We start from the raw sequence: 24,398 nt of genomic DNA, 5'->3' as shown, positions 1-24,398 counted from the left end.
AAAAATGAAAAAGAAAATTATTTTAACGTTTTCAACTTTATCATTAGTGGCTACTCCATTGCTATTTTCTTCATGTTCTTATCTTAAAAATGATGTAGCAACTCGTTCTGAAGAGGCAAATTTTTATGCAAATTTTTACAAAATAAATGTTGTTTTAAGAAGTGATTTTGACAAAAAAGAGCACAATGCCTCAGAGGTTACTGATATTGATTTAGAATTAGTAAACATTAATGGTGATTACAAACCCTCAATTGACAATATAAAAGCAAATAATTCAGAAGGAAGTATTAATGTAACTTATTCAGTTTCTTGAAAAAACCTATCAAAAAGTGATACTGTTACTCTTGTAGGATTTAAAAAAGCAATTAACAATAATAATAATTTTGAAGTAGCAAATAAGTTTGAAGCTAACGATTATGAAACCGCACTAAATACCTTAAATGAATTTATCAATACCAGATTAAGTGAAGATTATTCATTTATTAATTTAAAAAATGAAATGATTAAAAAAATTGAGGCTCAACAAAAAAATATCGAGAATGCCAAAATTTTAAATGATCCTATAAATTTAGCTAAAGAGTATGAAGATAAAAAGAAATTATTAATTGAATACTATGAAAGTGCTAAAAAAGAATATGAAAAAATCATAAAAGATAATACAACTTTAGACTTATTTTTCTTTGTTGAAAAATCGAATGAATTAGCAACAAGCATAACAGAAGCTAAATATATTGATGCTAAAAAAGAATTAAATAATGCTATTGATAAAGCTTCAGCAGCTTATAATCAACCTTATGAAAAAATAGTAATAGCAAAACAAGAATTATTTGAAAAGTACTTTGACACAATCAAAAAAATAAAAAATATTGATGATAAAAACACTATCAATATTAAAAAAATACTTAGTGAAATTAATAAATTAGAAGAAAACATTAATTTTATTAAAGACATAAAAGAATTAAATGCTGATGCTGAAAATTTAAAAATAGCTGCTAATAAATACAAAAAGAATCTCTTTGATGAGAGCAATGATGCTCTAGAAATTTTATACGCAAATATTAAATCTAAAAATGATGAAATAAGCTTAAAATTAAAAAATCACAAACAAAATATAGCAAATCAACATTTAGCTATGTTGGAAAAATATAAACAAGTTACTTCATATGCTAATGCTTTAGATGATTCACTTTATAATGGAACTAAATCGCTATTACTTTCTAAAATGTTAAAAATAAATGAAAAAATTAAATCCATCGATCCAAATAATCTTCATGTTTTGTCAGAAATTAATCAAACAATAACAGCAATGGAAACTGATTATAAATTAGCTAGCGAAAAAGTTGCAGAAATAAGTGCAGCAAACAAAGCAATAGCTGATGAAAAATTAAAAGAATGAGTTGCTCAAAACGTTAAAGATAATAAAGATTTAGTTACAAACTTAAAATCAGAATACATCACTTTAAAAATCATTAATTCATATGATACAAATCGTTTTGAAAATTACGAATTACTCGCAAACAAAGTTGAATTTGACAAAATGACTTCACAAGATGCACAAAATTATTGAAATAAAGTTTTAGAAGATATTAAAACAGCAAAAACAAATATTACAAATTGAAAAGAAAAAATTGATTTATTGAATTCTTACGCTGATAAACTCGAGGAACTAAATAAAAAGTTAATGTCTACTGATCCAAATAATAACTTAAATAAATTCAATGATTTAACACGTGAAGCAAAATTAATAAGAAGTAAAGCTTCTGGTGCTGATTATAATGAAATATTAAGAAATTTTGACTTTGTAAAGCGTAATAATATTGAAAAGAAAGAAAATTCAATGCGTGATACTCTAAACGTTAAAGTTAGAGAGTATATCAACAAACTTTCTGATTTAAAAAACAGACTTGATTCTCAAAGTGAAGAAATGTTTAGATTACCAAATATTTCAAATGAAATTAGAAAAGCAATCAGTTGACATAATGGTCAAAACAGAAATAATGTACAAGAATCATTGCAATCAATCAACTATTTACAAGGCGATTATGACAAATTTACAAAACAAATTTCTGATGCTATAACTAATGCATACAATGGAATTGCAGAAGAAACAAAATTTAAAGTAACTGTTTTAGTTAACTCTCAAGCAGGTGGGACAGATAGATACCAAAACATTATACGAAGTGTTGATAATACAATGAATAACTTTAGAAATTCGTTAGATATTAGTGCTGCTGTTAAAGTTATAAATGAAGTAAGATCATTAAATAGTGAAGTTAATAGAAATATTTCACCAGCATATAATTATGGAAATAGTGTAGGAATTAATAATTCTAAATGAATGTCTCGTTTAAAAGATTCTGTTTCTATTCATGATTTAAGTTTACCAGGAACTCATGATTCAGGGATGTATGATGATTTTGTTGGTTCTTCATGAGGACGTACTCAAGCACACAACTGAGAAAACCAACTTAAAATGGGAATTAGATGATTTGATGTTCGTATTAATAGAAAAAATTGAATTTATCATGGAATAATAGCGTCAAATACATCTCTAGAGGACTCAATAAATAGATATATAAAATTTTTAGAATCTAACCCAAGTGAATTTATTTTTATGAAGATAAAAGATGAAAATGAAAGAATTGGAGATAATGAATCTGCTTGAGGAAGAGATATTTTAGAAATTTTAAAACGTCCTCAGTACCAAAAATATTTATATGTTAATAACAAAAATAGTAACGATATAAATGTAGGTGATGTGCGTGGAAAAATTGTTATTTTAAACCACATGCATCATAAAATAATAAATCATTTAGGTTATGGATTAAACTGACACTCTGAGTATAAATTCCATGATAACATTCAAGATGATTATCAAGCTTCTGTAAGAGATAAGATAAGACAAATTAAAAAGATGCTTGATAAAGCTAATTCAAATTTATATAATAAAAACGAAAAAAGCTTTGTTAACTACTTTAATGTAGCAAGTACTCCTCCATTTGGAAAAGCTCTTCATAATTATGCTAGAGAAATAAACCAAGAAATATTTAAACACTTATTAACTTACTCTGATTATCGTAAAATTGGTGTAATAGTAATGGACTTTCCTGGTTTTGGTTTAGCTAATATGGCTATTGAAATAAATAAACGAGCAGGAAACTTTAAATAAACATTAATAAATTCTAATTATGAACAATTAGAATTTATTTTTTATCTTTTGAATTTAATGGTTTTTAATGTTTTTTCATTAATCTTGAAAATATTTTTATAAAATTATAAGAAAATATATTCGTTTTTACATGCAATATGGAAATTTTTACATTTTTTGAGAAATTATAAAAATTTCTATTTGAAAATTTATAATAAAGAAAATTAATTTAAGGAATATATAAATGGCAAAAAAGAAAATTAAAATTTTATTAACAACATCATTAGTATTAGGAACAAGTGCATTTTTTTCTACTTCTTGTGCTTCATACCGCACTGAATATGGAGCTCAAACTGAAGAATTAAATTTTGTTAGAACTTTTTATGGGATAAATCCTTTTTTTAATTCAGTTAATGATGCTAATCGTGTTTTAGCATCAGAAGTTAAAGAAGATGAAATAGAGTATGAAAACATACAAAGAGGCTACTATGTTGAAACTTTATCAATCATTCCTAATGATGAATTAGGAGAAGTAGAAGTTTATTTTAAAGTTGTTCATAATTCTCTAGAGAAAAAAGATGCAAAAGTTTTAAGCGGATTCAGAAGAGAAGTTGTTGACACAAAAAGAATTGAAGAAGCAGTTTCTAATGTTAGACTTGATTATAATTCAAGCGTTATAGCAGCTAATGAGTTTATTGAAAACACATTAAATGCTGATGTTTCATATAATTTAATTAAAAATAATATTATTGACAATATTCGTGAAAATAATAAAAAAATTGAAGCACTTAAAAATCAGACTGATCCATCACTTTTATTTGAAGCGTATAAAAAAGGAACTATTGAAGTCGATAAAACTCTTAAAGAATCTCGTATAAATATCGTGATGTTTTAAAAAGTTCATTAACTCTTGATTTGTATAATTTAGTTGATAAGGCAAGAGAACTAGCTCTTTCAATAACTGATTCTAAATATGAAAAAATTAAAGAAGAATTAGAAGAGAAAATTAACACTTCAGTTAATTCGTTTGCTTTAGAAATTGAAGATATTCAAAAAGCAAAAGATGCGTTATTTAACAAGTACTTTGAAACTGAAAAGTTGTTAAACTTAAAAAATTCTGAAAAGTCTGAAGATGTTTCTAAATACTTAGATAAATTAGATCTATTAACAGAATATGCAGAAAAATTTAAAAATGTAAAAGAACTTGCAAAACATGAAAGCAATATTGATAGTTTCGTAAATATTTCTAAAAAAGAATTAATTAACGATGACCAAATTAATGTAGCAAAAGCTGCTGAAGAAGCTAAAAAAACTATTGAAAAATATGACGAATTACTTAAGGAATTTAGAGAAAAAATTAAAAATCAATATCAATCACTCTTAAGTGCTTATAAAAGTGCAAGTGATTATGTTAAATTGTTAATAAATAAAGAATTAAAAGATATCAAAAACAACTATGAGCAAGGCTTAAAAGAATTTAAAGCCCAAATAGATAAAATAAATCCAGATTTATATAATGATTTAGACTCGTTAGTAAATCTTGAAAATAAAATTAACGAATATAACCAAGATACAATTAAAAAAGCTGCAGAGCTTTCAAAAGAGTATTTATCAAATGAAAAAGAAAGAGTAAAAGATTGAATTTTTGAAAATATAAATTCATATAGAAATCAAGTTCAACTTTTAAAAGATGATTATGCAAGACTAAACATTTATAAAGAGTATGATAAAAATCGTTTTGCAAACTTTGATCGACTAGATGACGATGATTTTTTAAGAGATATTAATGAAAAAATTGCTCAAGAGCAGTGAAAATTAGTATTAGAAGATATTAAAATAGCTAAAGAAAATGTTGCATTATGAAATGAAAAAAGTCAAACAATCAATAATAGAGCAAGTGAATTAATGAATCTTTACAATAAATTTAAGGATCGAAATAATAATGATTGATATTCTAAAATAAATAGTTTTGAATCAGAAGCTAGATGACTAAGAAACTCCTTAACAAAAGGAATATGAGATCATATTTTAAAAGCTGAAAATAGTGTTAAAACAAGTTCTGTAAGCTTAAAAGTAAAAATGTTAGAAGATAGATTGAGGGAAAGAATTAATCAAGCTCTTAAAAAACTTGAAGAATTGAATAAAAATTTATCTGAATTAAGAAATGATGAATATAAACTAAAAGATACTTTAAAGGATTTAAGTTCTAATATAAACACCTTAAAAAATACTAATCAAAATAATGTAGAAACTCTTTTAAATAACTTTAAGTTAGCAAACGAATTAGAAAGACGTTTTATAGATACAATTTATGATAAATTGAAAAAAATATATGACCCTATCTATGATTCACTTTTATTTAAAGTAAAAATTTTAGAAATATCTAAAGCTGGTGGAATTATTAGATATCTAGAAATATTAAATCAAGGGCGAGATTCTTTAGATAACTTTAAAAGTGATTTAAATATACAAAAGTTTGTTCAAGCAATTAAACGTGGTTCTGGTTTAAATAATGAAATTAACAATAATATTGCACCAGCCTGATGAGATAGAGAATATACAGAAGTTGATAATTCAAATTGAATGGCTTCATTAAAAAATAGTAGCTCAATTCATGATTTAAGTATTCCAGGAACTCATGATGCTGGAATGTATGGGAATGTAGCCTTAAGTGCTTATTCTAAAACTCAATCAATGAATTGAGATCAACAATTAAAACTTGGTATAAGATGGTTTGATGTTAGATTAAACCGTCAAAATTGAATTTATCATGGAATTGTTAGATCAAATACATCTCTTGAAGATTCATTAAATGAATATATTAAATTCCTAGAAAAAAATCCAACTGAATTTATTTTAATGAAGATTAAAGATGAAAATGAAAGCATAGGTGATGATGAAGGACAATGAAGAAGAGATTTATTAGACGTTTTAAACAAAGATAAATATCGTAAATACTTATATGTTAATCATAAAGATTCAAGAGATATTAATGTTGGCGATGTACGCGGTAAAATAGTAATTTTAAATCATATGCATCATAGAATAGTAGGACGTTTACCTTATGGAATAAATTGAAAAGGAGATTATACTTACCCTGACACACTACAAGATTATTATGAGGCTAGTGTTGTAGATAAAAAGAATTATATTGTTGACCATTTTAAAAGAGCAAGCGAACAATTTAACAATCATGGTCAAAAAACATATGTCAATTATTTAAATGTTGCTGCTTCATTCTTTAGAGCAATCTGACACTATTCTAAAGAGATTAATGAATTTACATTTAGACATTTAATGGAAAATATTAATTATAAAAAACTTGGAGTAGTTGCAATGGACTTTCCTGGTTATGGACTAGTTAATTATATAATAGCTGTTAACAAAAGAAATGGTTTATAAAATACAATCAAATACGTGATTGTATTTTTATTTTTCCTTATTCAGCTTAAGCATAGTGAAAAAAACACAACCTAATAGATTGTGTTTTTGAATGAAGTAATAAATTTAATTATGATTTTTTAAGAAATTTAACAATCAATAATGCTACTATTACTAAAATAGCGATTGAATCAGCAATTGCTGCTCCAATTAATACTCATGGTTTTCATGGTAATCTAGAATCTAATAAATTAATATCAAATGCTTCTAGTTGGGCTTTTTTAGCTCTAAATTGTGAACTTGTAAAGTTTTTATTTTCTTCGCCTTCGGGGAAGTTTTCTTCTCTAAATTGTTCCATTTCTTGTTTAAATGTATCATATGTTGATTTTGAATAGAATGTTGGTGCATGTCTATCATTAATTTCATTATATAAGCTTCTTAATACTTCGTCATGTGTAACAAGTGTATTTAATGCTAAATCATTAATTTTGTCTGTATTTCTTACATATGTTTCATTTGTTAATTGATCGTTTGCAATTCTATCATTTAATCTATTTACACCTTCGACAAATAAATCAAATGAATCTGATGTATAGTATGTTGATTTATTTAAAGTTCTTAGTCTTGAAACTTCATCTTTAAATAATGCATTATAAGTTTGAAGTTTTTCGCTTTGTTCTTTTAATAATCTTTCTGCTTCATCATATTTTTCTATTGTTAATTGAGCTTTGTCTAAAGCTTTATTTTGTTGATCAAGAACTCTGTTGAAATCTTCAATTGATTTACCTACATAAATAGATGATTTACCAGTGAATTTAGATTTGTAGTTAGCAATAACTTCTTTTAACTTTTCTGCATTTGATTGTAGTTTTGGAAGATTATTGATTTTTGCTTCTTCAGCTTTATAATTTGATGCAGTAAATATAGTTTCTGGTTTGTTAATTGCAGCAACTATTTCAGTAAATTTGCTTACAAATTGAGTTTTTGACTCAGCTGTTAAATATTCAAATGATGCTGGAGCTTTTGTTTTTATTAAATCTTGTAAATATTTTCTATATGTTACTAAATTTTCTTCTTTAATATTTTCATATTTAACTTTATACAAGTCATATTCATTTAAATTTAAAGTTGTTTTTTTGTTTACTTCATCTTTTAAAGCAGTTGCTTTATTTTTAAATATATCAACACTTGACTTTGTATATAATTCTTCATTAATTTTTAAATCTAAGTGTTTTAAAATAATGTCTTTATTAAATACAACATTACCTTTTGCGTTAGTTAGAGTTTTGTTAAATGCATTGTATGTTTTTTCATCGATAACAGTGTAAGTTTCTAGTTGTTTTTTTAAGTCTTTTAATTCTTCTTTAAAAGTTGTTGTAGACGTTCCTTCAACTCCTTCTAAACTTATTTTTTCAGCTTCATCAAGAGCTTTTTTTAGTTGGTCTTTATATGATATTAAATGTTCTTTTAATTTACCTAATCTTGTTAAAATTTCACCATGTCTATTGTTATCAATTGAACCACCGTAGTTGTTTACTTCTTCAATTAATTTATCAATATTTTTTCTGTATATTAAAACACTTTCTTTTGAGTCTGTTATTGAAACCTTAGATTTAGCAAGATTTAGTTTATTTAACAAGTCTTGCGATTTTGTTACTAATGTATTCTTTTTAAGTTCATTTAATTCATTTTTAATTTTTTCATAATCATTTTTATTTAGAGAAGTTAATTTACTTACTCTTTCTCTTATTTTTGTAAATGCATCTAAAAATTGTTTTTCTGCTTCAATTGTGTATAAGTCTCTATTTTCGTTTTGAATTGTTTCTAATTCCTTTTCTAAATGTGATTTGTATGTAACTTTACTTTTGTCTATTAAACCTAAACGATCCATGTAAGTTTTTTTCTTTTTCTCATCAAAACCTTCATTTTTTTCATTTGTTACTGAATTAATTTCAGTATCGACTCATTTCATAATATCTTGTCTTGATTTTTCCTCAACAGTATCATCTAATTGTTTTTTATATTCTCTTAAAGCACTTAATACAAAGAATTTTGGTGTTTGTTTGTCAGCTGTTAATTTCTTAATTTCACTGAAAAATGGTTCAGCTTCATTTCTAGTTAGTTTTTCTTTATCTACATATTTAGCATGAATAGCATCTAATGCTTTATTGAAAATATCTATTGCTAATTTATTATTAGCACCAGCAGTAGCGGCATAATCTTTTTTTCTTTCGTCAATTAATTCATCTAAAGCCTCTTTATTGGTTTTTAAAAGATTGATTGAATCATCTATAGATTTAAGAACACCTTGATAATTAGGTTTTTTTTCTTCTACTTTAATAAAATTAGTCGGATTAGAAACTTCATTATTGAATGCAGATTGGTGTTTAGATCTTAATCAATTAAGATTACCTGATACACTCGCTACAGAATCAGAAGTATAAAATTCTTGATTTTTTAAGTTTTTTAAATCTTTTATTTTGCTTTCTGCCTTGTCAACATAATCTAAATCAATAGATCCTTCGAACATCATTATTTCATTTATACCAATTGATGTATTTACACTTGTACTATCTCAAATATAATTTTTTGTATCTCATACTTCTATTAATATTCTAATTTTTTTAATACCAGTTATTTTATTTTTAAAGTCAATTATAAATTTATTTTTTTGACTTTCAACATTTGCAGTAGGTCCGAAATGATATTTTGTAAATAATTTTTGGTCATTATTTCCTAAAACTTCAAGAGAAAGTTGTGTAACGTTTCTATCTTTAAACATTATTTGGAAAAATCTACCAACTGCCGGTTGTTCTTGAAATGAAATATCTACGTATCTTTTACCTGCCAATGATGTATCGTTTCCTGGATAGTTATTAGGACCAGTAACTCATGCAGTACTTAGGTTTCCATCTATTGCATCTGTTTGTGCATTAAGTGTATTAAAACCTTCAATGTTAATACTTACTCCGGCACCATGTTGAAGTCTATTCAAATATTTAATTTTATTAGAGTCGTTTTCAACATAAGTAGCTGAATAACCTGTTAACAATGCTGTAGCAGCAGTAATTATTGGTAGTGCTGTTGAAGCCACTATAATTCTTTTTGTTTTTTTATTCATTTTTCTCCTATTTTACTTAAATTGAATAAATCAATCGCTCTCTTATTCAATCCATAATAAATTATAGATAAATTAAATAAATGTAAATATTATATTTTCAATAAATGTTAGAAAAAAAATATTATTAGCAATGAAGGCATTTGTTTGCTAAATTGCCTTATTTATCCATAAATTCGGCATTTTTGTATTAATTTAGTTTGCAAAAAAAAGACTCAATTTTAAATTGGGTCTTCATTTTTTAAAAAATTAAGTTCTACTTTTTAGCAATTTTTGCTATTAATAAGCCTAATACAACTAATATAGCAATTGAGTCTAAAACAGCTGCTCCAATTAGCACTCATGGCTTTCAAGGGGTTTGTTTATCTAATAAATTGATATCAATAGCCTCTAATTCAGCCTTTTTAGCACGATATTGGCTTAAAGTAAATTCCGTTTTATCCTTATCTGTAGGGAAATTGGTGTTTTCAAAGGTATCTATTTCATTTTTATATTCATCATAAGATGACTTAGAATAGAATGACGGATCATGTCTTTTCTTAATTTCTTCTAATTGTTTGTGTAATGCCTCAGCATGAGTGTATAGTCTTTCATTAGCTAATTCGCTAATATTTTCTACATAAACTAAGTATGTTTGAACAGTTAATTGTTCTGATTGGATGTTTTGTTCAAGACGATTTAGTCCATCTACAAATAAATCAAATGATTCAGGGGTGTAGTAAGTTGTTGAGTTTAATCCTTTAACTCTTGTTAGTTCATCTTTAAATAAATCGTTATATGTTCAAACTTTTTCACTTTCGACTTTTAAAGCTCTTTCGCTTTGATCGAATTCTTCAACTGTTAATTGGGCTTTATCTAGACTAGATGATTTATCTTTTAGTGCAATTTTAAAGGCATCTAAGTATTTAGGAACATAGAATTTTGATTCTTCAATAAATTTTTTCTGATATTCAGCTATCACTTCTTTAAATTTTTCAGCATTTGTTTGTAGTCTTGGTAATGAATTAATTCTTTCTTTTTCAACAACAAAGTTTGATTCATCATATACTTTATCTAAATTATTTAAATCATTATTAATACCAGTAAATTCTCTTACAAATTTATTTTTTGAATCAACTGTTAAATATTGAAAATCTGAAACAGCTTTTTTTCTTAAAAGACCTTTTAAGTGTTCTCTATAGGTAATTAAGTCTTTTTTAAGGTTTTGATAATTTGTTTGTAATTCATCGTATTTGTCTAGAGAAATTTTTTCACTTGTTCCAATTGCTTTTTTGAGTTCTTCAACTTTTTTATCGAATGTTGTTAGACTTTCACTTGTATACCTATTTCTATTATCTAATGTAGTTTTAAAAAGATTTGTAATTACTTCTTTATTAAGTAAAACAAGTTTTTTAGCCTCATTTAATTGCGAATTAAAATTGTTAAATGATGCTTCAGTAATTATTTGATATTCATTTGCTTGTTTTAATAAGTTTTCTAATGTTGTTTTAAAAGTATTTTTTACGTTTTCTTCAGCACCTACTAATTCAAGTGTTTTATTTTTTTCTAAATCTCTAATGATTTGCTCTTTATATGTAATCAATATTTTTTTAGCTTCTTGAAGTCTTTTTAAAATATCATTACTTTTAATTTCGGTAACCTCACCTACTATATCGTTTACTTCTTGTAATAATTCATCTATTCGGCTTCTGTATAGGGTAATACTATCCTTTGAATGTGTAGACATTATTAATGATTTAGCTAAATTAAGTTTATTTAATAAATCTTGTTTACGAGTACTTAAAGTAGATTCTTTAAGTTTGTTAACTTTTTCAATAGTTTCAAAATAAATTGTTTTATTTGCACTTGCTAAAGCTTTTATTTGAGCAAGTAAAGAATTAATTTCTGCTTTAAATTTATTAATCGAATCAGTGCTAAAACCTTCTCTTGTTAAGTCATGTTCTTTTTGTAATTCACTTACTAATTTATCTTTATACAAGATTGTTTTGGCTTTAATTTTATTTAATTCAGTTTCTAAATAAAATGTTTTTCTAGTTTCATTAAAGCTTGAATCTGATTCAGCACGTGCTGCTTCGATTAACTTATTAATTTCAGCTATTGAAGTTTTTGCTGAATTTTCTTCAGCTGTTTCTAATAAAATTGTTTTATATCCTTCAAGCGTAATAATTGTGTTTGTTTTTGGGGATAACATTTGTTGATCAACTTTTTTAACTTCTTCTTTAAGTTTTTCAGCTTCATCTCTAGTTGTTGATGTAGTTGCCTTGGCATTTATTGCTTGCAGAAGCTTTTCATATTCAACTTTGGCAGCATCAGAAGCGTTAGAATCTTTAAATTCTTTAATGCGATAAAAAATTAAATTATTAATATCATCTTTATTTGAAACTAGAGTTGTTTTTTTACTTTCTATTTCTTGTATTCTTGAATCATAAGTAGTTTTTGTTTCTTCAACTTTTAAGCTATTTGGACTAAATGAAACTTCATTATTAAAATCATTTAATGCTCTAGTCATTTCTTCAGTATAAAGTTTTCAATATTTTTTATACTTGCTAGAGAATATCTTTGAAATTCAGCATTAGATGAAAGACTAGCAAGGTTACTTTTTGCCTTGTCATAATAATCTAAGTTAATTGATCCTTCAAACATTTTAATTTCTTTAATTGAAAATGATGATTCACGTCCACCGCTTATAAATAAATTATTTGGTACTGATCAAATATCAAAATGAATTTTTAATTTTTTAATTTTGTCTAATTTGCCATCAAAATTAATAACAAAATAGTTTTCTAAATCTTTATTTTTTGAAGTAACATTAATTCTTTCTTTTTTAAGTAAAACTTTATCTGCTTCTCCTAAAACATCTAAACTAATTTGAGTAACATTTTTATCTTTAAATATAATTTGCATTAAACGACCTGAAACGTCATTTTGGTTAAAACTTATTTCAAAAGATTTTCTATTTCTATCAATTACTTCTGGATAAATTCCACTTCCTGAACCTCAAGATGTTTCATCCTTACCATCAAGAGCTAATTTTGGGTCTTTATCAGCTCGGCTAGGTCCTAATGAAGGAATTAATTCAAATCCATTTGTTACTACACTTAAATCTTTATCCATACTTAATCGATTTAAGTATGTAATTTTGCCATTTTCTTCTTTTTTATATGTAGCTGAAATTGCACTTATTATTGCACTTGCTCCCAGTATAGCTATTGAGCTAGCTAAAATCACTTTTTTTGTATTTTTTTTCATAATTCTCCTACTATTAATATATATATTATATATATGCATAAAATTCATTTATATTATATTACTTTATAAGTTATTTTGATTTTTTTAGATAAGTTCAAGTCAACTCAGAAAAAATAAATATTTTTAATATGCAATATGCAAAAATAATATTTTCACATTTTAATTTTGTTAATAACTTTTATTTTTTTTAAAAAAGCAACTTTTTGGTTGTTTTTTTCATTAAAAAATGCATTTTTAAAAAATATTTAACTTCAGTAATGTTATTAACTTTAACTCGTTGCTATTTTTACTAAAAATATTTTAACTTTTTTATGCGCTTCTAATACTTTTATATGTAGAATAATGGAGGATAGTGGAGGAAAGTGGATGCTAGGATTAGTTGAACGTAAACTTGATGACAAAAATAGAATTATTTTGCCAAGTTCTCTTAGAGATGCTTTAGGCTCAAGTTTCTATTTAACTTTAGGTTTTGATGGCAACGCAGAAATACGAAGCAATGATGAATTTGCTAAGTATTCAAGTTTCGTTGAAAACCTTGATATGTTTGACAAAAACGCGAGAGTTTTAAGAAGACATATTATAGGTAAAGCTGTTTTAATTACTTTAGATTCTCAAGGACGTTTTATTTTACCTAAAAACATTCTCGAAGCTCTTACTATCCAAAAAGAAGTTGTATTTGTTCCAGTTGGATCTGTTATTGAATTATGATCGAAAGAAAAATTTGATGATGATCAAAGTCAATACAGTGCTGATGATATTGCAAGTATTGCCCAAAGTTTATCTAGAAAAGAATCAAAATAATGGAAAAACTTCATTATTCAGTTCTATTAGAAGAAACAATCAAGAGTTTAAATCTTCAACCAGATGGTATATATGTAGATTTAACACTTGGCATGGGTGGACACTCAGCAAAAATTCTAGAAAAATTAAATAAAAATGGGATGCTAATCGCATTTGATAAAGACGATTATGCTTTGGAAATAAGCCAAAGACGTTTAAGTTCAATAAGTGATAAGTTTATTTTGATAAAAAGTGATTATAGTCAATTAAAATCACAACTTGCAAACCATAATATTTATAAGGTTGATGGAATTATTGCTGATTTAGGAATATCATCTCCACAAATTGACAATGCCAATAGAGGATTTAGCTATAACAAAGACGCTAAATTAGATATGCGAATGGATACTAGTCAAGAACTAGATGCAGAAATAGTAGTTAATACTTATTCAGTTGAACATTTAAGAGATATTTTTCTTAAATACGCTGATGTTAAGCATGCTAGTCAAGTTGCGAAAGCTATAGAAAAAAATCGACCAATTGTTTCAACAATGCAATTAGTAGAAGTTATCAAATCTGCCTATCCTGCAGCATTATTAAGAGCAAAAAATCCTGCTAAAGCAGTGTTTCAGGCTCTAAGAATCGAAGTCAATAACGAATTATATTCTTTAAAAACAATGCTTGATGATGCAGTTAGTTTGTTAAAAACCAATGCTTCATTGAGTATCATTACTTTTCATTCAATTGAAGATCGGCTTGTTAAGCATAAATTTGCCAGCTTAACAGCTTCAAAAATACCAGCAAAAATGCCAATCGCTGATAAAAAAACCTTTTTGAGTAAACAAGTCAAACCCTCAAGCAATGAAATACAAGAAAATAAGCGTTCTAGAAGTGCAAAACTTAGAATCTTAACAAAAATACTTGATTAAAATAAGGAGGTGTGATGAATAGATTTTTCTTAATTTTTAGAATTTCTAAGCAAAATTTTAAATGATCTTTTATTAAGTACAAAAATGCTAATTACTTTCTATTGAATGAGCAAGATTCAATCAAAGTTAATAGTGTCGATGAACTAAATAAAAATTTGCAAACCATTGAAAAATTTGTGCTAAGTCATGCTTCTCCTGAACAAATTAAAACAACTGTTGTTTTTGATGATGATCAATTGCAAGGTTTATCAATAAAAACAACAAATGTTAAATTAGCTATGCCTAACAATATAGCAAAAATCAATGTTAAAAATGAACTTACTACAAAACTAGAAAATTCATTTAATTTAAACTTTTCAAATGTTTTAAATTACAATCCTTACTTATATAAAGTAACAACAATTGAAGATGATCATAAAGAATATGATCAATTCCCTTTAAACAAACCTGCTAAGTCTCTAGAAGTCCTATATTCTGTTTTACACGCAGATCAGGCAAGCGATTTAGACAATTTAAAAAAACTTTTTAATAACTATAAATTTGGTCAAGTTAGTTTTAATATTAAAACATTAACACTAACATCGCACTTAAAAGCCTATGATTCATACAATTTAGTAATCGATTTAAATCAAGACTATCTAGCTGTTGCTATATGCAACAAAGGATCAGCACTTAAATATTCTAAAACCTTAGTTGGTTCAAGAAAAATTTTAAATCGTTTATCTAAAGCTACTAATCTAAAGGCAAATGATGTTTTAAATCGTATTAAAACATTAGAACAAAATCCTACATACAGCCAAAATTTTGATATAAAAAATTTACAAATCATTAAAGAAGAATTAAACTATTTTTTAAAAGATTTAGAAAAATTTATCTATGAATTCGTTGATCTAAAACAGATAAAAAACAAGATAGAATTTAATGTAATTGCTTTTAGTGGTGTTCTAGCAAGATACTTAAGTAATAACTTTAATTTATCTGAACTTAAACATAAAAGAATTCAAACTCTTGAAGCTCATCAAAATCTAATGTTGTTTGAGTGTAGTGATTTAAGTACAACTGGTGCATTAAATTTAGCAAATAATTATAGTATAGAAAGCATGAGTAAAATTGATACATTAACCTCTCATTACTCAATTAATCCCAAAAAAACCCCAATGCAAAGACTTAAAGATTTCTTTGTTATTAATAAAACTAATAATTTATAAAGGAGCATTATGCAAGAAACAAATCAAAATCCATTTAGCAATGGAACAAACGATAATTCAGCACACCAAAACGCTGCTAGAATTTCTTTAAAAGTTATAGGAGTCGGTGGAGCTGGAAACAACGCAGTTGAATTGATGCTTAAAGACAAATATCCTAATATTGAATTTATCGTCGCTAATACTGATGCACAAGCTCTAACAAAAAATAGTTGTTCAAAAAAAATAGCATTAGGAAGCAAAGATAGTCGTGGATTAGGTGCTGGATCTGATCCAGATGTAGGGAAAAAAAGAGCTAATGAATCATCAAGAGAAATAGAAGATAATTTAAAAGGTTCAGACGTTGTTATTTTAACAGCAGGATTTGGTGGAGGAACCGGTACTGGTGCTACTCCAGTTATTGCTCAAATAGCAAAAAATGTAGGCGCACTAACAATAGCCGTAATTACTACACCAGCTAAATATGAAGGAAAGAAAAAATTAAATATTGCTCTAAGAGAAATAGAAGTTCTAAAAAAATCAGTTGATGCTTATATAGTTATATCAAATCAGAAATTAGACGAACTTTTCGGAGAATTTCCAATTGAAGATGCTTATAAAGCTTCAAACAATAGTCTTAAAACAACTATTATTGCAATTCACGATATTCTTTATCGTACTGGTAAAATTAACATTGATTATGCTGACGTTAGAAAAATCCTAGATGACTCAGGACTTGCAGTTGTGGCTCTAGGAACAGCTTCTGGTAAAGATCGCGCTGAAAAAGCAATTAATAAAGCGTTTGCAAACAATCTTTACACATACAATTTTCAAGGTGCTAAGAGATTTTTAGTTAACATTCAACATGACGCTAAAGCAACAGGAAGAGACATGTCAAAAGCCATGGATACTATAAGACAACACTTAGGAGTAGACGAGGACGATGAAGATGTTGATATCATTTTTGGACATGAAACAATTCCTGATGTTTCTGAATATTTTAAAGTATCAATTGTTGCTGCTGGAGTTGATGGAAAAGTTACTGAACAAGATAATTCAAACAAAGTACAACCTGATTTTGCTGCCACTTTAAATAAAGAAGTAGAAAAAATCGATGTAGTTGAAACTTTTAGAGGCTTTGACGTTTTTGAAGATAATCAAGAAGTTGAAAGACGTGCAAGAACTTATGACAAACAAGCTACAACATCAGAGATTAACAATTATGTTAACTTTGAAGAGACGCAAGCAAATGAAAATAATGAACAAAAAGCAAATGATAATAAAGAAAAATCAGGACTTTGATTCGACGTTTAATAATATTTCCAGTTGATGTTTCGAAGACTTTATTATAAAATAGAGAATTAATTCTTAATTTAGATTAATTATTATTTAACGGTTAGTTTCTAGCCGTTTTTTGTTTATTTTGTACAATATAAATATGAATAGATTTTTTGCTACTAGTCAAATAAATGAAAATTATTTTGAGCTTGATAAAGAAACATTAAAACATTTAGCTGTAATAAGAATTGAACAAAAACCTTTTATTATTAATTACTTAGAAAAGTTTTATTTATGTCGCTTAGAAAATAATTTAGCTAAAATTATTGAACCTTTAGATATAAATAATGAACTAGGATATGAAGTTATTTTAGCTGCTAGTATTATAAAAATCGAACGTTATGAGTGGCTAATTCAAAAAGCTATAGAGTTAGGTGCTACAAAAATAGTGCCAATTATTTCAAAACATACTGATGGTTCAATTTATAAGCATGATAAATTTGCTAAGAAATATGATCGTTTCAATACCATTATAAAATCTGCTACTGAACAATCATTTCGTAATAAATTAATCACTTTAGACCCGATTATGGACTACAAAAAAGCTATATATAAATATAAATATATAAATAATAAATATATTGCACATGAAATCGATCTACAAAAAACTTCAAAATTAGACAAAATTAAAAGCGATGTTATTTTCTTTGTAGGACCAGAAGGAGGCTATGATCAAAGTGAAATTGATTATGCTCTGGAAAATAATTACAAGTGTATTTATTTAGGAAAGAGAATTTTAAGAGCTGAAACCGCAAGCATATATTTGCTAAGTCAGCTTGATGAAAATAATTAATAAAAATAAATTTTGTATTTTTAATTTCATGTTATAATAAATAAGCAATTTATACATTGGCATAAATTTAATAAAAAATTAACAAAAGGAGAATGCAATGAGACAAACTACAATAGTTACTAATATAACAGCTACTAAAAAATGATATATTGTCGATGCAGAAGGTCAAGTTTTAGGACGTCTAGCTGCTTTTGTTGCAAACGTTTTAAGAGGAAAACACAAGACTACATTTACACCAAATGCAGACATGGGAGATAATGTTATCATTATCAACGCTGAAAAAATCGTTTTAACAGCAAACAAAGAAGAAGACAAAGTTTATTACTCACACTCAGGTTATCCAGGTGGATTAAAAAGCATTACAGCTGCTAAATTAAGAGAAAAAAAACCTACAGCTTTAGTAGAAAAAGCAATTTATGGAATGATTCCTCATACAAAATTAGGAGACAAACAACGTCGTAACTTATTTGTGTATGCTGGAACAAACCACAAACATGAAGCACAACAACCAGAAAGATTAGAGGTTAAATAATTATGGCAACAAAAAAAACAACTGTTGAATACCGTGGATTAGGTAGAAGAAAATCATCAGTAGCTAGAGTTATTTTAAGACCAGGTAAAGGTACATTTGTTATCAATGGTCGTGATGCTAGAGAATATTTAACATCTGATATTTACTTAAAAGACGCAAATCAACCATTTGGTTTAACAGAAACAGTTGGACAATTCGACGTATCTGTTAAAGTAGCAGGTGGAGGATTAAGCGGTCAAGCTGGTGCAATTAGATTAGGTATTGCAAGAGCATTACTTGAAGCTAATGAAGAGTACAGACTTAAATTAAAACCTGAAGGAATGTTAACAAGAGACGCACGTGCTAAAGAGCGTAAGAAACCAGGTTTAAAAGCTGCACGTCGTGCAAGACAATTCTCAAAACGTTAATTTTATCAATAATTCAATATCTATTTTACATTATAGGTATTGCTTATGCGAGCATAGCTCAGCTGGTTAGAGCACACGACTGATAATCGTGAGGTCGATGGTTCAAGTCCATTTGTTCGCACCATATCATTTATGTCCAAAACAACGCTCAAACGTTGTTTTTTATTATTAAATTATCACATTAGAACTTTTATTTAAATAGTTTAGTAATTTTTAATCTTACTTTCAATAATATTTAATATTTGCTTTTTATGGTAAAAACTTACCTGAGTTTCCAAGTTAGAGAATAAAAAAATACATATTCCCCTATAAAATAGGCGAATGTGTATTTTTTGATATTTATTTACTATTGAAATATTTGTTAAATGACATATTAATTATTGAATAATCATCATTTAATAAAGGATTGTTTGAGTTTGTAATCTTTTTAGTATCAACTATTTTTCCGTTAACTTTATCAACAGTATAATTAGCATTTGCTAAAGCATTTTTGAATCTATCGTTAGTTATTCTGTCGATAACTCCATTTTTATTTAAAAAATCATTAACTATATAAAGAGAGTATTTAAAAACTATTAATGATAATATGCATAATGTAAAATAACCTTTTATATGTTCATTAGTTCAAACATGAACCGGTCTAATTTGTATAGCTGATTTTAAAGTTCTAAAATTTTCTTCTATTTGTCATTGTTTGGCATATGTTTCAACAATCTGAATTGGAGTCATATCTATTCTAGATGTTTCATAAACGTAATAACCATCGAATTTTTCATCATTCAATATTTTATTTTGATTTAACATAAATTTCGAATCACCAACACTTTGAAAATACTTACATTTTTTAGAACCTAACATTTTATCTATGTTTACTATTCCATGTTTATCTTGCTTTTTAACAAAATTATTTATTAAATTTTCTCTATCATTTTCATCTTTGAGTGCTCTTTTGCTGGAATATGTATAAACTTTTTTTCTAATTTTTCCATTCAAGCGTCCTTTTTTTCAATTAGATTCATACAAAACTTCTTTAGATAAAAAAGAATTATTTTTTTCATATTCACCTATAGATAAAGCACTTTCCTTTATTTCTTTACTTGCAGACATTAAACGATATGAAATAATATAATCAATATTATTGCTTTCTAAAAATCTTAAATTTGGGTTAATATTCATTCCTCTATCAGCAACTATTGTTACATTATTTAAGTTATATTTTTGTTTCATTTCCACAATAAACGGAACAAATGTTTTCATCTCAGGTTTATTGCCTTCGAATAATTTATAGTGAATAGGAATTCCATTTAAATCTGTAACCATACCAACTACTAACTGATCTTCTTTAAATTTTCCGTCTTTTGAATAACCAGGATTTCTAAATCCGTTTCTTACAAATGTTTCAAAATAAACTGTTGTAACATCATAAAAAACAATATTAACTTTTCGATTTGTTTCACTTGCTATTACATTATTAACAGATTTAAAAATTATATCTTTATGATTTTCTACAAAATCTAAACAATTATAAAATGTTGTTTTTTTATTTTTAATGTCATTTTGAAATTTATCTTTATCCTTGAATGATTGAATAATAGACGATGGATCGATTATTCTCTTTGCAATAATATATTCAATTATTTCTTCTATATTTTTGTGTTTTGTTTTTGGCAAATCTCTAAATAAATTTAATTTATTAATCATTTTGTATAAACTAGAAATTCCATAATTAACTATTTCATGCTCAAATACAGATGAAGAGAGTGAATTTAGTAGATCTTGTTTTACAACTTCATTAGGAGTTTCTGTGCTTAGTTCTAGACATTTATTTTTCAATGTTGCAATAGCTTCTTTGTTCAATTTAGTTAATTCTTCTAAACTGCCTAATCCTATAGTTCGAAAAACACCTTTACCAAATCCTTTTGATATACAAGCGCTTACGTATACTTTATCTTTTCTTTTAGCTTTTATTATTATTCATTTATCATGCATACCTTTATTATACCATATTCAATAGTAAACAATGTATATTTTTTAAAAAAATAAAAAAATGTATATCTATAGATATACACCAATTGTAATTTCTTTAATAACTTGGAAACACAGGAAAACAACGCTCAAACGTTGTTTTTTATTATTAAATTATCACATTAGAACTTTTATTTAAATAGTTTAGTAATTTTTAATCTTACTTTCAATAATATTTAATATTTGCTTTTTATGGTAAAAACTTATCTTCTGTTATTATAATTATAAGATAACAAAAAATCACCCTAAGTAGAAGGTGATTTTGGTCAATTTCTTGAAATGGTACGCTCTAGAGGATTCGAACCTCTGACCCAATGGTTAAAAGCCATTTGCTCTACCTGCTGAGCTAAGAGCGCATAATGTTCCATTGTTTGAACATTGGTGGTGCCCAAGACTGGACTTGAACCAGCACGGTCTTGCGACCGAGGGATTTTAAGTCCCTTGCGTCTACCTATTCCGCCACCTGGGCATTTGTTATTTGCTTTACTATTATACATAAAAAATTTAATTTTGTAAATATTTTTTTAATTATTTTTTAAATAATTATTAGTCATTATTTTTTGTGTTTTGAAAGTTAATATTAATTGAAAAAACAATTTGAAAATTTTTCTTTAATTCCTTATAAACAAGGTCTTTAAGAACAATTTTGTTTAAAAAAAATAAATAATGTTTAACAGATATTTTAGTACTAAAAAAATTTATTTTTTGTTAAATTTAAAGCTGTTATGTAATGATTTTATCTCCTTAAAGATATACTGTTAAAAATAGTTATTATAATTTAATTTTTTTTGAAATTAATTTTTGATATTAATAGCTTTTATTGAAATTATTTTTATAAAAATTAATTATTACATTCTTTTTTGGTAATTTATGGCAAAAATTCAATTTTATTTAAACTTTTTAAAATATTTGGCTATATTTTAGCTAAAAACTAATAAAAAGTTGTTTTTCATTGTCAAATTACACATTGTTAATATAATTTATATAGGGTTATGAAAATATAACCATAAATTTACTAAAAAAAGGAGAAAAATATGTTTTTATACTTACCACCAGCAGTGGCACCACATACAGATACAAGCACAACAGTTAAAAATGTTAGAAAGGTAGAAGAAAAACGTAAAGACGTTAGCTTTGAAGCTTTTACAAAAGCTCTTTCAAAACACCAAGAAGAATTAGATTACTATACAAAAGCAGCAGCAACTAGAGGTTTAACATTTGAAGAAAACTACTACTTTGATGCTCTAAAAACAAAAGTGGCTAAAGAATTAGGTTTTGTACAACCTAAAACAAGATTCAGTACAGAATGATGAGGAGCTAACCTTTGAATAAACTTTACTGAAGAAGAAACTCAAGAATACTTAAAAGTTTTAGATAAATACTTCTACTGAATAAAAGATGTAGATGGAATATTAGAAAAAACAAGAGACATAATAGACCACATAGATACTTTTGTAACGGAACCTAAATTAAAATTATTGTTCCAAATAGTTAAATTCTCATCACAATACGTACCACACGTAACACCATACTTTGACCGTGAAAAAGTCGCTGAATTAATAAAAGGAAAAGTAAAAAGAATCTCATTAAGATTAACTTTTGGATTTGTTCCTTCAGGTTTACACACAGGTTATTAATAAAATTGTTCTTTTAAAGCTTTATATTAATCACAAATAATGAATTAATTAAAGCAAGTTTGTATCCTTATGTTAAAAAAATATAAGAAAATTGAAAAAATATTCACAAGAGTGAATATTTTTTATACGTTTTATTATTAATTTATTTGTTTTTGTTTGTATAAAGCAATTTTATTAATTGCCAGTTCTAATATTTGCTCTTCATTTAAGGAATTAGCATCGATTATAGCAAAAGGAATAGAGTATTTTAAGGCTAGTTTAATAAATTCTTGCTTATACATGTCTGATAGTTGTTTAAAGTACGCTTCATTAGCATCTCAATTATCAACTTCACTTGCTCTTTGCCTTTTAAAAATTCTTTGCTTTGCAGTTAAAAAGTCTACGTCTAAATAAATTGCAAAATCAGGATTGGTCTTTACATCTAATATATTTTCAAATAAAGCTTCAAAGGCTTCAAAGTATTTAGGTTCTTTTTTAAGAAGTGTTACTTTTGCAAAGACATAATGTTCCAACGTAAAACGATCTAAGAACATATATCTATTACTGTTTTTGTCTAAGTTTTTATAAATTTTTAGGTGATCATAAAAGTTTTGACTTAGCGCTTCTACAATATATGCTTGAAAACTAATATCGATGTTAGGTTTTTGTTGATAACATCAATCTAAAAAAGTGTTAAAAATTAAATCATCCTTTTGGAATTCTTCAACAATAATTGAATTTTGAAAATGATTATGTAATTTTGAACTAAGTGTACTTTTCCCAGAACCTATCATTCCACTAATTGAAATAATCATTAATTATTAACCTTTGCTTGGAATTGATCGATTATAGTTTTTGCTTTATTAAAAACTTCTGCTTCTGTAAGATTATCAGTATCAATTATTACGTAATTTAACTTATATTTACTTGCTTGTTTTATAAAAAGATCTTTGTAGACAGTATATAAGTTTAAAAAATAATCATAATTTTGTTTAAAGTTATCAACCTCAACATTTCTTCCTCGTGAAAAAAGACGTTTTTGAAATGTTTCAAAACTCATATCTAAATATATAGCTAAATCTGGTGTTTCGTTTTTAGTGATTAATTTGCTAAATAAAGCATCATAACCATTTAAGTATTTTTGTCCTTTAACTTGTAAATTAACATGAGCAAATATGTAATGTTCAATACTGAAGCGATCTAAAAAGATATGATTTGTTTTTTTGTCTAAATTAAGATTATTAAATTCATTCATTAATTCATTTAATTTGCTTGTATGATTTTCTACAACATATGATTGGAATCCAATTGTTAAATTAGGTTGTTTTTCATATAATCATTTTAAAAAAGTGTTAAAAACTTCATCATTTTCTTCAAATTCTTTTAACATCATTGAACTAGTATAGTGTGAGTTTAAACGTTTTGTTAATACACTTTTTCCGCTACTAATCATTCCACTTATTCCTATTAGCATAATTCTCCTTACCTTATTTTGTGTATTATTTATTTTACCAATATTAAAAAAACATAGTTATTTAATCTTAATTTTTGCTTAAAAATTATGGTATTTATTGCATTAAAAATTGCAATATATATTTAATAATTTGAAGTTTTTTTACATAGTAATTTTTGCGGATAAAAAACTAAAATGTCTATGTTATAGCGCTTTTAGAATTTATAATATAAACAACTTGGAATATTTTAGCGATTTTTATTATAATTCAATAGTAATAATTAGTTATAAAAATTATATATGCCTATATTATAGGTAAATATGTAAATTAAATGTCTTTAAGTTGGAAAGTCAACACATTCCTTCTTAAGAATAATATATTGATTTTTACATAGTAATTTTTTATAAGGTTTTTCCATTTTTTGCAATGGTATAGGATTATTCG

The 24,398-nt window shown here is 25.9% G+C and carries 17 protein-coding genes and 3 tRNA genes; 12 read left to right on the top strand and 8 right to left on the bottom strand.

Annotated features, from left to right (window positions below):
• Positions 1 to 4 precede the first annotated feature (4 nt).
• The 3 genes from MALL_RS00195 (at position 5) to MALL_RS00185 (ending at position 6,550) form a co-directional block, all read left to right on the top strand.
• The gene (locus MALL_RS00195; RefSeq protein ID WP_005683159.1) at positions 5 to 3,169 is read left to right on the top strand and encodes a lipoprotein 17-related variable surface protein; all 3,165 of its coding nucleotides are present in this window, start codon (positions 5 to 7) and stop codon (positions 3,167 to 3,169) included.
• Between the two features lie 223 nt (positions 3,170 to 3,392).
• On the top strand, positions 3,393 to 4,043 hold the full coding sequence (locus MALL_RS00190; protein ID WP_005683105.1) for a hypothetical protein: 651 nt from the start codon (positions 3,393 to 3,395) through the stop codon (positions 4,041 to 4,043).
• A gap of 20 nt (positions 4,044 to 4,063) precedes the next feature.
• Positions 4,064 to 6,550: a hypothetical protein gene (locus MALL_RS00185; RefSeq protein WP_005683108.1), complete on the top strand. Its 2,487-nt coding sequence runs from the start codon at positions 4,064 to 4,066 to the stop codon at positions 6,548 to 6,550.
• Positions 6,551 to 6,659: 109 nt separating this feature from the next.
• Here the strand turns inward: MALL_RS00185 and MALL_RS00180 are convergent, their stop codons facing one another.
• The 3 genes from MALL_RS00180 to MALL_RS00170 all read right to left on the bottom strand — a co-directional run bounded on the left by MALL_RS00180 (position 6,660) and on the right by MALL_RS00170 (position 12,896).
• On the bottom strand, positions 6,660 to 9,650 hold the full coding sequence (locus MALL_RS00180; protein ID WP_005683084.1) for a rhoptry family protein: 2,991 nt from the start codon (positions 9,648 to 9,650) through the stop codon (positions 6,660 to 6,662).
• Between the two features lie 253 nt (positions 9,651 to 9,903).
• On the bottom strand, positions 9,904 to 12,156 hold the full coding sequence (locus MALL_RS00175; protein WP_005683115.1) for a synaptonemal complex protein 1: 2,253 nt from the start codon (positions 12,154 to 12,156) through the stop codon (positions 9,904 to 9,906).
• On the bottom strand, positions 12,141 to 12,896 hold the full coding sequence (locus MALL_RS00170) for a hypothetical protein (RefSeq protein ID WP_005683102.1): 756 nt from the start codon (positions 12,894 to 12,896) through the stop codon (positions 12,141 to 12,143). Before MALL_RS00170 ends, MALL_RS00175 begins: the two co-directional genes overlap by 16 nt.
• A gap of 366 nt (positions 12,897 to 13,262) precedes the next feature.
• Here MALL_RS00170 and MALL_RS00165 point away from each other — a divergent pair, with 366 nt between their 5' ends.
• The 8 genes from MALL_RS00165 to MALL_RS00130 all read left to right on the top strand — a co-directional run bounded on the left by MALL_RS00165 (position 13,263) and on the right by MALL_RS00130 (position 18,983).
• Positions 13,263 to 13,697, top strand: a complete 435-nt coding sequence (locus tag MALL_RS00165; protein ID WP_005683094.1) for a division/cell wall cluster transcriptional repressor MraZ — start codon at positions 13,263 to 13,265, stop codon at positions 13,695 to 13,697.
• A complete protein-coding gene (gene rsmH, locus MALL_RS00160) occupies positions 13,697 to 14,605 on the top strand; it encodes a 16S rRNA (cytosine(1402)-N(4))-methyltransferase RsmH (protein ID WP_005683122.1) in 909 nt (302 codons plus the stop codon). Before MALL_RS00165 ends, rsmH begins: the two co-directional genes overlap by 1 nt.
• A 14-nt stretch (positions 14,606 to 14,619) precedes the next feature.
• Complete coding sequence (locus MALL_RS00155; RefSeq protein ID WP_005683073.1) at positions 14,620 to 15,813, top strand: MAG3720 family protein; 1,194 nt, start codon at positions 14,620 to 14,622, stop codon at positions 15,811 to 15,813.
• 9 nt (positions 15,814 to 15,822) lie between these two features.
• Entirely contained in the window at positions 15,823 to 17,103 is a 1,281-nt protein-coding gene (gene ftsZ, locus MALL_RS00150; RefSeq protein ID WP_005683121.1) for a cell division protein FtsZ, read from the top strand.
• 124 nt (positions 17,104 to 17,227) lie between these two features.
• Positions 17,228 to 17,920 carry a 16S rRNA (uracil(1498)-N(3))-methyltransferase gene (locus MALL_RS00145; RefSeq protein ID WP_005683112.1) on the top strand — a complete coding sequence of 231 codons (693 nt, stop codon included), beginning with the start codon at positions 17,228 to 17,230 and terminating at the stop codon, positions 17,918 to 17,920.
• 97 nt (positions 17,921 to 18,017) lie between these two features.
• Complete coding sequence (gene rplM / locus MALL_RS00140) at positions 18,018 to 18,452, top strand: 50S ribosomal protein L13 (RefSeq protein ID WP_005683109.1); 435 nt, start codon at positions 18,018 to 18,020, stop codon at positions 18,450 to 18,452.
• Positions 18,453 to 18,454: 2 nt separating this feature from the next.
• The gene (gene rpsI / locus MALL_RS00135; RefSeq protein ID WP_005683125.1) at positions 18,455 to 18,859 is read left to right on the top strand and encodes a 30S ribosomal protein S9; all 405 of its coding nucleotides are present in this window, start codon (positions 18,455 to 18,457) and stop codon (positions 18,857 to 18,859) included.
• A 47-nt stretch (positions 18,860 to 18,906) separates the two neighbouring features.
• Positions 18,907 to 18,983 (top strand) — tRNA-Ile (locus MALL_RS00130).
• A gap of 215 nt (positions 18,984 to 19,198) precedes the next feature.
• On the opposite strand, the gene MALL_RS00125 is transcribed toward MALL_RS00130, so the two are convergent.
• From MALL_RS00125 to MALL_RS00115, 3 genes are all read right to left on the bottom strand, one after another.
• Positions 19,199 to 20,848, bottom strand: coding sequence for an IS1634 family transposase (locus MALL_RS00125; protein WP_005683140.1), 1,650 nt, complete (start codon positions 20,846 to 20,848; stop codon positions 19,199 to 19,201).
• A gap of 316 nt (positions 20,849 to 21,164) precedes the next feature.
• Positions 21,165 to 21,240: transfer RNA gene (locus MALL_RS00120), tRNA-Lys, on the bottom strand.
• A 26-nt stretch (positions 21,241 to 21,266) separates the two neighbouring features.
• Positions 21,267 to 21,353, bottom strand: a tRNA-Leu gene (locus MALL_RS00115).
• Positions 21,354 to 21,918: 565 nt separating this feature from the next.
• On the opposite strand from MALL_RS00115, the gene MALL_RS00110 reads away from it, so the two are divergent.
• A complete protein-coding gene (locus MALL_RS00110; RefSeq protein WP_005683063.1) occupies positions 21,919 to 22,521 on the top strand; it encodes a hypothetical protein in 603 nt (200 codons plus the stop codon).
• Positions 22,522 to 22,658: 137 nt separating this feature from the next.
• Here the strand turns inward: MALL_RS00110 and MALL_RS00105 are convergent, their stop codons facing one another.
• Together MALL_RS00105 and MALL_RS00100 are read right to left on the bottom strand one after the other, a co-directional pair.
• On the bottom strand, positions 22,659 to 23,315 hold the full coding sequence (locus tag MALL_RS00105; protein WP_005683081.1) for a deoxynucleoside kinase: 657 nt from the start codon (positions 23,313 to 23,315) through the stop codon (positions 22,659 to 22,661).
• Entirely contained in the window at positions 23,315 to 23,974 is a 660-nt protein-coding gene (locus MALL_RS00100; RefSeq protein ID WP_005683090.1) for a deoxynucleoside kinase, read from the bottom strand. The genes MALL_RS00105 and MALL_RS00100 overlap by 1 nt, the downstream gene beginning before the upstream one ends.
• Positions 23,975 to 24,398 lie beyond the last annotated feature (424 nt).

This window comes from Mycoplasmopsis alligatoris A21JP2 (assembly GCF_000178375.1).
GTDB classification, from domain to species: Bacteria; Bacillota_I; Bacilli_A; order Mycoplasmatales; family Metamycoplasmataceae; genus Mycoplasmopsis; species Mycoplasmopsis alligatoris.
Note: the sequence above shows the minus strand (reverse complement) of the source record. Positions and strands in the feature narration are given on the sequence as shown.